General features: G+C 62.4%; 15 protein-coding genes. 7 read left to right on the forward strand and 8 right to left on the reverse strand.

Going from position 1 to position 12,290, the window contains the following annotated elements:
- The first annotated feature begins 45 nt into the window (after positions 1–45).
- Positions 46–1,101 carry a glycerophosphodiester phosphodiesterase family protein gene (locus LB577_RS10510; RefSeq protein WP_224686659.1) on the forward strand — a complete coding sequence of 352 codons (1,056 nt, stop codon included), beginning with the start codon at positions 46–48 and terminating at the stop codon, positions 1,099–1,101.
- A 268-nt stretch (positions 1,102–1,369) separates the two neighbouring features.
- Here LB577_RS10510 and rpsI read toward each other — a convergent pair whose 3' ends face one another.
- The 5 genes from rpsI to LB577_RS10535 form a co-directional block, all read right to left on the reverse strand.
- The gene (gene rpsI, locus LB577_RS10515; RefSeq protein WP_023764104.1) at positions 1,370–1,852 is read right to left on the reverse strand and encodes a 30S ribosomal protein S9; all 483 of its coding nucleotides are present in this window, start codon (positions 1,850–1,852) and stop codon (positions 1,370–1,372) included.
- Position 1,853: 1 nt separating this feature from the next.
- On the reverse strand, positions 1,854–2,318 hold the full coding sequence (gene rplM, locus LB577_RS10520) for a 50S ribosomal protein L13 (RefSeq protein WP_010915638.1): 465 nt from the start codon (positions 2,316–2,318) through the stop codon (positions 1,854–1,856).
- Positions 2,319–2,582: 264 nt separating this feature from the next.
- A complete protein-coding gene (locus tag LB577_RS10525) occupies positions 2,583–2,981 on the reverse strand; it encodes a type II toxin-antitoxin system HicB family antitoxin (RefSeq protein WP_224686660.1) in 399 nt (132 codons plus the stop codon).
- Positions 2,982–2,991: 10 nt separating this feature from the next.
- Complete coding sequence (locus LB577_RS10530; RefSeq protein ID WP_224686661.1) at positions 2,992–3,153, reverse strand: type II toxin-antitoxin system HicA family toxin; 162 nt, start codon at positions 3,151–3,153, stop codon at positions 2,992–2,994.
- A 73-nt stretch (positions 3,154–3,226) separates the two neighbouring features.
- Complete coding sequence (locus LB577_RS10535; RefSeq protein WP_224686662.1) at positions 3,227–3,676, reverse strand: PaaI family thioesterase; 450 nt, start codon at positions 3,674–3,676, stop codon at positions 3,227–3,229.
- A gap of 169 nt (positions 3,677–3,845) precedes the next feature.
- Between LB577_RS10535 and LB577_RS10540 the strand changes: the two genes are divergently transcribed.
- The 6 genes from LB577_RS10540 to LB577_RS10565 all read left to right on the forward strand — a co-directional run bounded on the left by LB577_RS10540 (position 3,846) and on the right by LB577_RS10565 (position 8,399).
- A complete protein-coding gene (locus LB577_RS10540) occupies positions 3,846–4,667 on the forward strand; it encodes an enoyl-CoA hydratase (RefSeq protein WP_224686663.1) in 822 nt (273 codons plus the stop codon).
- Between the two features lie 13 nt (positions 4,668–4,680).
- The gene (locus LB577_RS10545; RefSeq protein WP_224686664.1) at positions 4,681–5,103 is read left to right on the forward strand and encodes a VOC family protein; all 423 of its coding nucleotides are present in this window, start codon (positions 4,681–4,683) and stop codon (positions 5,101–5,103) included.
- 27 nt (positions 5,104–5,130) lie between these two features.
- Complete coding sequence (locus tag LB577_RS10550) at positions 5,131–5,913, forward strand: AAA family ATPase (protein WP_224686665.1); 783 nt, start codon at positions 5,131–5,133, stop codon at positions 5,911–5,913.
- Positions 5,910–6,431, forward strand: a complete 522-nt coding sequence (locus tag LB577_RS10555; RefSeq protein WP_224686666.1) for a CoA-binding protein — start codon at positions 5,910–5,912, stop codon at positions 6,429–6,431. Before LB577_RS10550 ends, LB577_RS10555 begins: the two co-directional genes overlap by 4 nt.
- A gap of 158 nt (positions 6,432–6,589) precedes the next feature.
- A complete protein-coding gene (locus LB577_RS10560; protein WP_023764113.1) occupies positions 6,590–7,870 on the forward strand; it encodes an O-acetylhomoserine aminocarboxypropyltransferase in 1,281 nt (426 codons plus the stop codon).
- A gap of 181 nt (positions 7,871–8,051) precedes the next feature.
- On the forward strand, positions 8,052–8,399 hold the full coding sequence (locus tag LB577_RS10565) for a cupin domain-containing protein (protein ID WP_224686667.1): 348 nt from the start codon (positions 8,052–8,054) through the stop codon (positions 8,397–8,399).
- On the opposite strand, the gene LB577_RS10570 is transcribed toward LB577_RS10565, so the two are convergent.
- The 3 genes from LB577_RS10570 to LB577_RS10580 all read right to left on the reverse strand — a co-directional run bounded on the left by LB577_RS10570 (position 8,400) and on the right by LB577_RS10580 (position 12,225).
- Positions 8,400–9,464, reverse strand: coding sequence for a hypothetical protein (locus LB577_RS10570; RefSeq protein WP_224686668.1), 1,065 nt, complete (start codon positions 9,462–9,464; stop codon positions 8,400–8,402).
- A 25-nt stretch (positions 9,465–9,489) separates the two neighbouring features.
- Entirely contained in the window at positions 9,490–10,740 is a 1,251-nt protein-coding gene (locus tag LB577_RS10575) for a cytochrome P450 (RefSeq protein WP_224686669.1), read from the reverse strand.
- A gap of 105 nt (positions 10,741–10,845) precedes the next feature.
- Positions 10,846–12,225, reverse strand: a complete 1,380-nt coding sequence (locus LB577_RS10580) for a pyridoxal phosphate-dependent decarboxylase family protein (RefSeq protein WP_224686670.1) — start codon at positions 12,223–12,225, stop codon at positions 10,846–10,848.
- Between the last annotated feature and the right edge of the window lie 65 nt (positions 12,226–12,290).

A 12,290-nucleotide genomic window follows, 5' to 3' on the forward strand; every position in this document is an offset into this window, starting at 1 on the left:
GGGCATTGCTTATCCGGATCTCGATCCGGCAAGGAGCGATTCTCGATGCGGACCATCTGGCTGAGCGTTCTGTTTTCCACGGCAATCGCGGCCGCCTGCGGCCAGGCCTTGGCCGGCGAGACCCGCGCCAGGCAGATCCTCGACCGCTTCGAACATGCCAATCAGTGGCGGGACCACGTCATGGTGGCCGCGCATCGCGCCGGCAGCATGCAGGCCGGCAAGACGCTCTATGCGGAAAATTCGCTCGCGGCTGTCGAAGGCTCGATCGCCATGGGCGCCGAGATCGTCGAAGTCGACATCAGGCGCTCGAAGGACGGTGAGTTCGTTGTCATGCACGACAGCTGGCTCGACCGCACCACGACCTGCAAGGGCGAGGTGGTCAAGTACACGCTGGCCGAACTGAAGAGCTGCAGGCTGGTGATCGAAGGTACCCGCGCCGTCACCAACGAGACGGTCTCGACGCTGCGCGAGATGCTGATGGCGACCAGGGACAGGGTCCTCATCAATCTCGACAACAAGCTCGAAATCGGCGACCTGCCGGGCATGATCGCGGTGGCCCGCGATCTCGGCATGGCGGATCAGGTCATCGTCAAGGAGAACCTGTGGAACCAGGGCAGGATCACCGCGGTAAAGGCCGCCATGGCTGCGATCGGCGGCGTCCAGTTCATGCCGATCATCGCCGATGACGCGGTGCATGATGCCGGTTTCGCCGAGACGGTCGACCAGGCTTTTGCGCCGCGCGCGATCGAGCTGATCAACTGGCGGGCAGGCGCGCAGACCCTGACCGAAACCGGCGGACCGCTGTTCAGCACGCGCATGCGGGCCGCCGCGGTGCGGGGCAACTGGCACATCTGGGCCGACACCTATGCCATCGTTGGCAAGCCGGGCGGCTTCCTGGCCGGCGGCCGTGGCGACGAACTGGCGGTGCAGGCCAGCCTGCCGCGTGAAGCTTGGGGTTTTTGGGCCGATCGCGGCGCCACCATCATCCAGACCGACGAACCGAAGGCGGCAATCGGCTGGCTGGCGGCGAACGGCTACCGCGTGCCCTATGCCGATGAGGTACGGCCGGTTGAGGCTGCCAGCACCGCCAGCATCAACTAGGAAAAACCAGGAAATCCAACGCTGGCGCCATCACCCCACCCGGCGCCCTGCGCCGACCGCCCCATCGAGGGGTAGGGCGCGCCAGGTTTTTGTCGGTTACCAATCCCGACCGTTCCGACACTCCACTGGCCGGCGCAAAAAAACACGCGCTCTTCTACCTCCCCTTGATGGGGAGGTCGCGCCGCAGGCGCGGGTGGGGTGACTGCCGAGCCGCAAACAAAAAGGCCACCCGGAGGCGGCCTTTTCGATTGTCCAAACTGCGGAGCGCTTAGCGCTTCGAGAACTGGAAGGAGCGGCGGGCCTTCGCCTTGCCGTACTTCTTGCGCTCGACGACGCGGCTGTCGCGGGTCAGGAAGCCGCCCTTCTTGAGCACGGCGCGCAGCGCAGGCTCATAGTAGGTCAGCGCCTTGGAGATGCCGTGACGCACAGCACCGGCCTGGCCGGAGAGGCCGCCGCCGACGACAGTGGCGACGATGTCGTACTGGCCCGCACGGTTCGAAGCGATGATCGGCTGGTTGAGGATCATCTGCAGGACCGGACGCGCGAAATAGGTCGCGAATTCCTTGTCGTTGATGACGATCTTGCCGGAACCCGGCTTCACCCAGACGCGCGCGATGGCGTTCTTGCGCTTGCCGGTGGCATAGGCGCGGCCCGACTTGTCGAGCTTCTGGACGTGGACGGGTGCCGCGGCCTGCGTATTGGTGTTGCCGGTGGCGGCGCCCAGTTCTGCGAGCGAGGAAAGCTCAGCCATCTTATGCGACCTTCTTGTTCTTGGAATTCAGCTTGGCCACGTCGAGGACTTCTGGCTGCTGGGCGACGTGCGGATGCTCGGCACCTGCATAGACGCGCAGGTTCTTCATCTGGCGACGGCCGAGCGGGCCACGCGGCACCATGCGCTCAACGGCTTTCTCGACGACACGCTCGGGGAAACGGCCCTCGAGCAGCTGGCGCGCGGTGCGCTCCTTGATGCCGCCGGGGTGGCCGGTGTGCCAGTAATAGACCTTGTCGGTGAACTTCTTGCCGGTGAACACCACCTTGTCGGCATTGATGACGATGACGTTGTCGCCGTCGTCGACATGCGGGGTGAAGGTCGGCTTGTGCTTGCCGCGAAGATGATTGGCGATGACAGTGGCGAGACGACCGACGACGAGGCCCTCGGCGTCGATCAGGATCCACTTCTTCACCACATCCGCAGGCTTCTGCGAAAAGGTTGTCATGTTTTCTGCTCTCGGTTTGGACCTTCCCCAAAACAATAGAGAAGGCGTTTCTTGTTGCTTGGATTGGCGAAAAGCATTTGCCCGCCGCCAATAACAAAACGGCGGCCTTTGCGGGCCGCTGCTTCGTGAGGGCTTATAGGCGAGGGCGGGGAGCGCGTCAAGGCAATCGAAAAGGCAGATATCAAGAAAAATTAAACAAAAACAGGCGCTTGCATAAAAGGTATTATTTTACCACATCGAACTGCGGTCGGTTCTCGGACAATCTCAATGCTTTGCTTCTATTTCTCTGCGAGCCGCGCTCGAAAGGAACGCCGATCGCGTAATGCCACGCTCGCGTGCCGCTGCGTCGATCGCCCGCAAAACGCCGCGCTCGAAAGTCACGTTCGCCCTGACGACTGCACTGTCATTGTCGATGAGCGGGACCGAGACCAGATAACCGCCTTCGGCAAGCGCATTGCGGATATCGGGAAGGGCGACAATCGCTTCGTGGCTGGACGGTTCTGGAACAGGCATGTCCTCAGCCCACAACTGCAAGGCTTCGACGGCGTTGGGTACGATGTCTTCCGCTGCATCCGCGGCAGAAAAACAGCCGGGAATGTCAGGGAAGCGGATGCCGAAGGCACTGTCCGGGTCTTTGTCGACCAGTGCGAAATAGTTCTTCATTGCGATCTCCTTATCTGATCCGACCAGCCTGCTTGGCGATGGCGCGAGCCGTACCTGTCGGCAGATCCTTCTCAGGATGCGGAACAATCAACACGATCTCGCCTTTCCGAAATTTGTGGTGCGAGCCGCGTATGGAAATGAGCTCGAACCCGTCCTCCTTGAGGCGCTTCATAATTTTACGACTGTCTCGCTCGAGCAAAAATCACCTATGCGCATATATATACACATTGAATGGAATTCAATCGTCAGGATCGCTTCGGCGGGATCGAATAGGTCCCCGTCGCGTGCGCGATCGTGTGTCCTTCCGGCCCGGCGACGATGTCGATGTCGAACACCATCAGGCCCTTTCCCAGCTTCAGGATGCGGCAGTGGCCGTCGATCGGTCCGGCTTCCGCCTTGCGGACGAAGTTGATGTTGAGGTTGGTGGTGACGGAGAGCGCATCCGGCCCGGCGTGGCTGAGCACGCAGACATAGCCGCCGATGTCGGCCAGCGTGAACAGGGCAGGGCCGGACACGGTGCCGCCGGGACGCAAATGCTGTTCGCCGGCATTGAGCCGCACGATGCAGCCGCCCGGGAAAACGTCGATCGCCTCATAGGCCGCGACTCTTTCGTTAAGCTGCGGAAACTCGGTTTCCATCAGCGTATTGACTTGTGCTGCGGTCAGCACCGGCTCGAGTTTGGTCTGGGCGGGCATGTCGGTCTCTCGTTCTGTGCCAAGCCTGTATGAGCGCAGGACGGTATTTCTTGCAACACCTCCGTCCCTCTGGCGCAAGCAATCGGTGTTGGACGAAACCCGATCCGATATTAGATAGTCCGGTACCTGATACTCAGGCAGCCCGAGCGGAATCGCGGAGACCTCAACCATGGCCGAAATCCTTGCCATCAAGCCTGCCGCTGTCGAGGGGCCGGTCGCGACCCGGCTGGACAAGGGCGTGCTGCGCCTCATGCTGGCCAACCCGCCCGCCAACGCCCTGTCGCTGGCCGTGATGGCGGCGCTGACGGCGGAACTCGAACGCGCCAAGGCCGACAAGGCCGTGCGCGTCATCGTTCTATCGGCGGCAGGCAAGGTGTTCTGCGCCGGTCATGACCTCAAGGAGATGACGGCGCGGCGTGCCGACGCCGATCGCGGCAAGGCCTTCTTCGAAGAGACGTTTGCCGCTTGCGCTACGTTGATGCAGGCGATCGTGCGGCATCCGCTGCCTGTCATCGCCGAGGTCGACGGCCTGGCGACGGCTGCCGGGCTGCAACTGGTCGCCAGTTGCGATCTGGCAATCGCCTCGCACGAAGCGACCTTCTGCACGCCGGGCGTCAATATCGGCCTGTTCTGCTCGACGCCGATGGTGGCGCTGTCGCGCAATGTCTCGCGCAAGCAGGCGATGGAAATGCTCTTGACCGGTGAGACGATCGATGCTGCCACCGCCAAGGACTTCGGCCTGGTCAACCGCGTCGTGCCGCGCGAGTACCTGAATCAGATTGTCACCAAATACGCGCAAACCATTGCTTCCAAATCATCTTTGGTGGTGAAGACGGGTAAGGAAGCCTTTTACGCACAGGCCGAGATGGGACTGGCGGACGCCTATGCCTATACCGGCCGCGTGATGGTCGAGAACATGCTGGCGCGGGACGCGCAGGAGGGCATCGGCGCCTTCATTGGCAAGCGCAAGCCGGAATGGACGGACGAGTGAGGGAGACGCATTCATGGAACCGCGCATCTCCATCGTCACCATCGCCACCGACGATCTCGATCGCGCGGTGCGTTTCTACGAGGCGATGGGCCTGAAACGGCATGCCGGCATCACCGAAGGCGTCGCCTTCTTCCAGATGGGGGGTGTCATTCTCGGCCTGTTCCCGCGCGAAAGCGCCGAGCAGGATTCCGGCGTCTCCTTCACCGGGGCGCCGTCAGCCGTCTATCTCGCCTACAACACCCGCTCTGATGCCGAGGTCGACGAAGTGCTCGCCATGGCGGAAAAAGCCGGCGGCCGCATCGTCAAGCCGGCCGGACGTGCTTTCTGGGGCGGCTGGTACGGCTATTTTGCCGACGCTGACGGCCATGTCTGGGAAGTGGCGCACAATCCGGCCTTTCCGATCGCGGAAGACGGCACGATTTCGCTGCCCGAATGATGCAGCCCCAGCGATGCTGACCAATTGATGGCCCACCGCAAGCAGCTGACGCGGCTCAAGGCCCCCTATCTCAAACGCGTCCTGCTCGATCCCGAGCGCGTGAACGATTGGGAAAAATACCCGTGGAACCTGCCGCTGTTTCGCGGCCGCGCCTTCGAGCTCGAATTCACCACGCCGATCACAATCATCGTCGGCGAGAACGGCACCGGTAAATCCACCTTGCTCGAGGCGATCGGCGCGCTGGCCGGTTACGACGAGGCCGGCGGTGGCAAGGGCTACAGGCCGGTCGACCATTCCGGCGCCATCGACAAGAGTGGCGCCGCGCTGGCGAACACGTTCCGTGGCCATTGGCTGCCGAAGGTCACCGCCGGCTGGTTCTTCCGCGCCGAATCCTTCTATTCCGTCGCCCGCTACCTCGATCAGGCAGCGCTGGAAGACCCATTCAAGCCGCCGCCGCCGGATTTCCTGTCATGGTCGCATGGCGAGGGGTTCATCCGCTTTTTCGAGGAACGCTGCCGCAGGCAAGGTATCTATATCCTCGACGAGCCCGAAAGCGCGCTCTCCCCGTCGCGCCAGATCGAACTGCTCAAGATGCTGCGGCGCATGGACCAGTCGGGCACCGCGCAGGTGATCATGGCGACGCACTCGCCGCTGCTGATGGCCTGTCCCGGCGCGCGGCTGTTCCGCATCAGTCGGTTCGGGCTCGAGCCCGCCGACTTTCGCGACACGGACCATTTCCGCATGCTGCGCGATTTCAGCAATGACCCGGATGGTTTTCTCACCGAGGCGTTGTATGAGGACGAGGCATGAATCACGATAGCTACGACAACACCTACATCGGCGGCATCCTCAATTCGGTGAAGACCATCGCCATGGTCGGCGCGTCGGCCAATGACGTCAGGCCAAGCTATTTCGTGCTCAAATACCTGCTGGCCAAGGGGTTTTCGGTGTTTCCGATCAATCCTGGCCAGGCCGGCAAGGAAATCCTTGGCCGGATGACCTATGCCAGGCTGGCCGACATTCCGGAGCCGATCCACATGGTCGACATCTTTCGCGCGCCGGCGGCGGTGCCAGGCATCGTCGACGAGGCGTTGCGGCTCGATCCCCTGCCGAAAGTGATCTGGATGCAGCTTGGCGTGCGCCAAGACGAGGCAGCCGCGCGCGCCGAGGCCGCCGGCATCAAGGTGGTGATGAACCGCTGCCCCAAGATCGAGTACGGCAAGCTCTCCGGCGAGATCGGCTGGACCGGGGTCAATTCCGGCGTCCTGTCGTCGAAGAAGCCGCTGATGCGCCAGGGCTTCCAGAGTTTTGGCGTGCGCCAGAAATAGGCTATGGGCTAAGGCGCAAAATTATTCCGGAAAATGCTGCATTTTCCTGCGGCTTGGTCGAAGGTCCCACGCCGAAGGGTATTTTCTTCTTTGCATTCCGTGCCGGGCTTCGCCAAGAATGCCCGGCGATTTTCAGAAGGTTTTTTAGGGAGGTTTCCGTGACCCGTACGCCCGGTTTCAATACGCTCGCCGTCCATGCCGGCGCCAAGCCCGATCCGGCCACCGGCGCGCGCGCCACGCCGATCTACCAGACCACGTCCTTCGTCTTCGACGACGCCGACCATGCCGCCTCTCTCTTCGGCCTGAAGGCCTTCGGCAACATCTACACCCGCATCATGAACCCCACGCAGGCCGTACTCGAAGAGCGCGTCGCCGCACTCGAAGGCGGCACGGCTGCCCTTGCGGTGGCATCCGGCCACGCCGCGCAGGTGATCGTGTTCCACAATCTGATGCAGCCGGGCGACAATTTTGTCGCCGCCAACAAGCTTTATGGCGGATCGATCAACCAGTTCGGCCATGCCTTCAAGAATTTTGGCTGGGAGGTGCATTGGGCCGAAGCCAATGACGTCTCGACCTTCGAAAGCCAGATCGACGACAGGACCAAGGCGATCTTCATCGAGAGCCTGGCCAATCCTGGCGGCACCTTCGTCGACATCGAGAAGATCGGCGAGATCGCCCGCAAGCACGGCCTGCCGCTGATCGTCGACAACACGCTGGCCTCGCCCTACTTGATCCGGCCGATCGAGCACGGCGCCGACATCGTCGTCCATTCGCTGACCAAGTTCATCGGCGGCCATGGCAATTCGATCGGCGGCGTCATCGTCGATGGCGGCACCTTCGACTGGTCGAAGTCGGGCAAATATCCGATGCTGTCGGAACCGCGCCCCGAATATGGCGGCCTCGTGCTGCACGAGACCTTCGGCAATTTCGCTTTCGCCATTGCCGCGCGCGTGCTCGGCCTGCGCGATCTCGGCCCGGCGATCTCGCCGTTCAACGCCTTCCTCATCCTGACCGGCCTCGAAACCTTGCCGCTGCGCATGCAGCGCCATTGCGACAACGCGATAACCGTCGCCGGCTGGCTGTCCAACCATCCCAAGGTCGCCTGGGTGAACTATCCCGGTCTTCCCAGCGACAAGAACAATGCGCTGCAGAAGAAATATTCGCCGCTTGGCGCCGGCGCCGTGTTCACCTTCGGCCTCAAGGGCGGCTATGAGGCCGGCGTCAAGTTCGTCGAGGCGCTCGAACTGTTCTCGCATCTGGCCAATGTCGGCGACACCAAGTCGCTGGTCATCCACCCGGCGTCGACCACGCACCGCCAGCTTTCCGACGAGCAGAAGGTCAAGGCCGGTGCCGGTCCGGACACCGTGCGGCTTTCCATCGGCATCGAGGACGTCACAGACATCGTCGCCGACCTTGAACAGGCGCTCGCCAAGGTCTGATTTTGAGTGAGTAGTCAGTAGTCAGTAGTCAGTAGTAGTAGTAGTCAGTAGTCAGTAGTGATTAGCCAGCCGAGCGTCGACGGGAGCGCTTCCACTCACCACTCACCACTCACTAATCACTAATCACTAATCACTACTGACTACTGACTACTGACTACTGACTCACTGTTGGAGGCAAGTCTTGTCCGCGCATTACCTGACAGTATCGACCGACAGCGTCGAACCCGAATCCGGCGCACCGGCGCCGGGTCGGCTGATCTCGGGCGATCCAAAATTCCGCACCTGGAATGTCGAGGAGCGGGATGACGGCCTCTACGCCGGCGTCTGGGAATCCACCCCCGGCAAGTGGCGCATCGTCTATGACGAATGGGAATTCTGCCACATCCTGTCCGGGGTCTCGATTATCGCGGAAGAGAGCGGCGAGGCGCGCACGGTCAGGGCAGGCGACAGTTTCGTGCTGAGGCCGGGCTTCAAGGGCAGCTGGGAAGTGCTTGAAACGACACGCAAGGAGTATGTGATCAAGCTGTGATCACTTCGCCGGAAACTGGCCGAGGCAGGCTTCCGAGGCCTTGTCGTGGGCGGTCAGCAAATTGGCGTCCTGGGCTTCGAGATCGGCGTCCGCAATCTCGTCGCGATAATATTGCGTCAACAGATCCAGCCCTTCCTGGGCGACACCCTGGGTCGGCATTTCCCGCGCCAGACAGCCGCAAAGGCTGAGTGCGCGGTCCGGCGAGCCGACCTTGCGGTTGGTCAGGATGAACTCCTGGGCCGGGCAGGCGGCGATGAAGTCGTTGAAATCGAGCCTCTGTTGCGGCTGGTCGCCATGGTTGAAGTAGGCCGGCTGCCACTGGCTCTTGCCGCTGACGACGTCGCAGCCGGTTGCGGTGTCGCTTGCCTGCGTGCTGACGGCTTGCCAGGCTTTCTCCTTGTCGCCGCTGGGATACTCGAAATTCTCGCCCAGCGAGGCGGCATATTGGTCAAGGTCGGCCTGGGTGAAACCGATCGCCTTGAGCCGATTGAACTGGCATTGGCATTCACCGGCAACCCGCTCGGCCTCACCTTCTTCCGGCTGTTCGCTGGATTTGCTTTTTTGGCAGGCGGCGATGAAGACGGCGCCGTCGAGCGACGTGGCGGGGAAGGTCGAGACTTCAGCGTAGCGGTCGCCGGTCCAGCCAAACAGCTTCTGGTCGAGTTGCAGGTCGATGAAGCCGTTGCGCTTGAAAGCACCGAGCGCGACCCTGTCTGGAGGCGTCAGCCTCGCACCGGGGATGTCGCCGAGAACCTCTCGGTAGCCATCGCCTTCCAGCACGAACAGGAAAAGCCCGCATTTGGCGCCATCGCAAGCGGGATCCGCGACGTAGGCGTAGATTTCGGACAGACCGTCGAGATTGAAGTCGACTTCATAGGCCGAGAACTTGTCCGCGGGCACGGCCGCGCCCGTCTGGCGCTCCAGCAGGCCAGCCGCCATCGCCCTGGCGACGGCATCGCTGTTTTCCTGCGGGATGTTTTCCGGCTGCTGCGCTTGGGCGTGCGCCAGGCATGCGCATAGCAATGCCGATGCGAACGCCGTCGCCAGTTTGGAAAACAGTCTCATCGCCCAGCCCCAGGCCCGCCATCGTTCAGAAGCCGACGGAGAGCGTTTCCAGCCCATGGAAGTGGTAAGTGTCGCGGAAGCGCGGGCTTTCGGCAAGACGGAGCTTTGGCTGGCGCTCGAACAGCGTCTTCAGCGACACCTGCAATTCGAGCCGGGCTAGCGGCGCGCCGATGCAGAAATGGATGCCGGCGCCGAAGGACACGTTCTTCTGGTCTGCCCGGTCCGGCCGGAAGTCCTGCGGGTCGGCAAAGGCGCGCGGGTCGTGATTGGCCATGCCGAGCAAGAGCCCGATCGTCTGGCCCGGCTGCACGACGATGCCTGGCGCCACTTCGATCTCCTGATAGGCGTATCGGGTGAACATGTGCAGCGGTGCGTCGAAGCGCAGGCATTCCTCGACTGTTGCCGCAGTTGCTTCCAGAGAGGTGAAGAAGCGGCGCGGATCGCCCTGTTGCGCCAGGATCGAGCGCACCGCATTGCCGGTCTGATGCACGGTCGCTTCATGGCCGGCGTTGAGCAACAGGATGGCCGACGACACCATCTCGTCCTCCGACAGTTTTTGGCCGTCTTCCTGCGCCGAGATCAGCAGCGACAGCAGGTCGTCACCCGGGTTCTTGCGCCGTTCGGTGATATAGCCGCGCAGGAAATCGGCAAATTCGCCCGCGGCGCGGTTGGCCGTTTCCTCGGTCTCGCGGGTGCGGCCATGGATGTACATGGCGACCATTTGATGTGACCAGTCGAGCAGTTGCGGCCCCATCTCGACAGGCACGCCGAGCATTTCGGCGATGATGGTGATCGGCAAAGGCGCTGCGAAGGCGGGCAAGAGGTCGACCGGGCCGGCCGGATCGAAACGGTCGATCAGCTCATTGGCGAGCGCTTCGACACGCGGCCGCAGCCGTTCGACCTGGCGCGAGACGAAGGCGCGATTGACCAGTGTTCGCAGCCGGGTGTGCACCGGCGGTTCCAGCTCCAGCATGGAGTTCGCTTCGATGCCGTCGAAAGCCTTGAGATGGCTTCTGTCCTGGCCGACGCCCCGGCTGTCGGGAATGCCAGCCGGGCTCTGGCGGCCGAAGCGGCGGTCGCGCAGCAGCCGGTTGACGTCGTCGAAGCCGCCAAAGCACCAGAAACCGAACTCCTCCCAGAAAAACGCATTCGATAGGCCGTGCAGGTGTGCATAGGCCTCGTAGGGGTTGAGGAAGAAAGCTGGCTCGTGCGGGTCGAGCCGCAGGTGGCGGGTGGCTGGATCAAAGGCCAGATAGGGGAGCGTCGATTTGGTCATGCCAGACCCATAGCGCGGCTTGCCAGCCTCATTCCAGACCGTATGTTGGCGCCCGATAGCCTATGAGTTGAGCCAGCCGGGGCGACTGCGGAAGGTCTCGGCGGCTCAGCGATTGAGCTCTTCGGCGGCGGCAATGACTTCCGATACAATGGCCCGTACGTCATCCGGAGTCGTCCGGTGATTGACGAAACAAGCCCGCAGCACGAACTGACCATTGATCGTCGCATTCGACAGATACACCCGGCCGCGCGCGATCACGCGTCGGAGGATTGCTTCATTGTCCTTCGAGCGGTGACGGAAACAGACCGCGCTCAGCGACACGGGCGCAAGCTGTTCCAGCTCTGGATGCAGCGCGATTGTTTGCGCCAATATCTGCGCATGGTCGAGATCGCGCCTGATGGCTTCGCGATAGGCACCGCGTCCGTGAAACTGCAGCGACATCCAGAGCTTCAGCGCGCGGAAGCGTCGGGACAGCTCGATCGACTCCTCAAAGAACGCAAATGCTTCGGTGGGATCTTCGCTCAATATCCTGACATAGTCGTCGCTGTGCGAGAAAGTCGTGCGCGCGATGTCTGGATGACGATTGAGCAGGCAGCCGCAATCGAGTGGTTGATACAGCCATTTGTGCGCGTCGAGCGACAGTGAATCCGCCAAGGACAGTCCCTGGAACTTTTCCGGCACTGCCAGAGCCGCCATCCCGCCATAGGCACCATCGACATGCATCCACAGCGCCTCCCTGCGGGCAATGTCCGCGATTTCGGGGAGGGGATCGATAGCGCCGGAAACGATGGTGCCGACCGTGGCCACGATGGCGATAGGCACGTTTCCGGCCTCGCGGTCGGCGGCTATGGCTGCCTGGAGGGCGTCCGTCCGCATCTTGAATTTGTCGTCGACGGGGATCAGGCGCAGATTTTTTCTGCCGATGCCCAGCAATGCGACGGCTTTCGGTATCGACATGTGCACTTGCTCGGAAGCATAGATCACGCATGGCTGTACGCCCGTTTCGTTGGCGGGCAGCTTCGCTTCCCGCGCCATCGCCAGCGCCATGAGGTTGGCCATCGAGCCGCCGCCGCACAGGCTGCCTGTAAATCCGGCGCAGCCGACGGCCTCGGCCAACCATCCGACGACGGCGCGTTCGATGGATGTCGCCGCCGGCGCCGACCGCCATGACGTCACATTTTGATTGAGCACGGCGGCCAGCAATTCCCCCAGCGCGCCGATCGGTTCGCCCGAGCCAAGGACGTAACCGAAGAACCTGCCGGTGCCGGGGCGCGCATGCTCCGCTATCGACTTGAAATCCTGCAGGATTTCCCGACCACGACCGTTCTCCAGCCAGGGCCGCGAGAACAGCTCGGTCGTGTCCTCGCCGGTGGTCGAGGGATATGCCCGACGCCCTTCGAGAGACGCCCAATAGCTTTTGGCCAGCCCCAAGGCTTCTTCCGCAATATCCGACAGTTCCTGGTTGGAAATTTCCAGGTCGCGCATTGCTCGGCCCAAAACAGGTTTCCGTTGCGCGCAGGCTACACTTCCGGTTGAAATCCAACAACCGT

It is taken from the genome of Mesorhizobium sp. B283B1A (genome assembly GCF_020165735.1).
GTDB lineage: Bacteria > Pseudomonadota > Alphaproteobacteria > Rhizobiales > Rhizobiaceae > Mesorhizobium > Mesorhizobium opportunistum.

What these genes read in the sequence shown, in the direction of transcription:
- LB577_RS10535 (WP_224686662.1), bottom strand. Translation starts at nt 3,676, where the DNA reads ATGCCCGCCCAGACCAAACTCGAGCCGGTGCTGACCGCAGCACAAGTC.
- LB577_RS10545 (WP_224686664.1), top strand. Translation starts at nt 4,681, where the DNA reads ATGGAACCGCGCATCTCCATCGTCACCATCGCCACCGACGATCTCGAT.
- LB577_RS10540 (WP_224686663.1), top strand. Translation starts at nt 3,846, where the DNA reads ATGGCCGAAATCCTTGCCATCAAGCCTGCCGCTGTCGAGGGGCCGGTC.
- LB577_RS10510 (WP_224686659.1), top strand. Translation starts at nt 46, where the DNA reads ATGCGGACCATCTGGCTGAGCGTTCTGTTTTCCACGGCAATCGCGGCC.
- rpsI (WP_023764104.1), bottom strand. Translation starts at nt 1,852, where the DNA reads ATGGCTGAGCTTTCCTCGCTCGCAGAACTGGGCGCCGCCACCGGCAAC.
- LB577_RS10575 (WP_224686669.1), bottom strand. Translation starts at nt 10,740, where the DNA reads ATGACCAAATCGACGCTCCCCTATCTGGCCTTTGATCCAGCCACCCGC.
- LB577_RS10580 (WP_224686670.1), bottom strand. Translation starts at nt 12,225, where the DNA reads ATGCGCGACCTGGAAATTTCCAACCAGGAACTGTCGGATATTGCGGAA.
- LB577_RS10525 (WP_224686660.1), bottom strand. Translation starts at nt 2,981, where the DNA reads ATGAAGAACTATTTCGCACTGGTCGACAAAGACCCGGACAGTGCCTTC.
- LB577_RS10555 (WP_224686666.1), top strand. Translation starts at nt 5,910, where the DNA reads ATGAATCACGATAGCTACGACAACACCTACATCGGCGGCATCCTCAAT.
- LB577_RS10550 (WP_224686665.1), top strand. Translation starts at nt 5,131, where the DNA reads ATGGCCCACCGCAAGCAGCTGACGCGGCTCAAGGCCCCCTATCTCAAA.
- rplM (WP_010915638.1), bottom strand. Translation starts at nt 2,318, where the DNA reads ATGACAACCTTTTCGCAGAAGCCTGCGGATGTGGTGAAGAAGTGGATC.
- LB577_RS10530 (WP_224686661.1), bottom strand. Translation starts at nt 3,153, where the DNA reads ATGAAGCGCCTCAAGGAGGACGGGTTCGAGCTCATTTCCATACGCGGC.
- LB577_RS10570 (WP_224686668.1), bottom strand. Translation starts at nt 9,464, where the DNA reads ATGAGACTGTTTTCCAAACTGGCGACGGCGTTCGCATCGGCATTGCTA.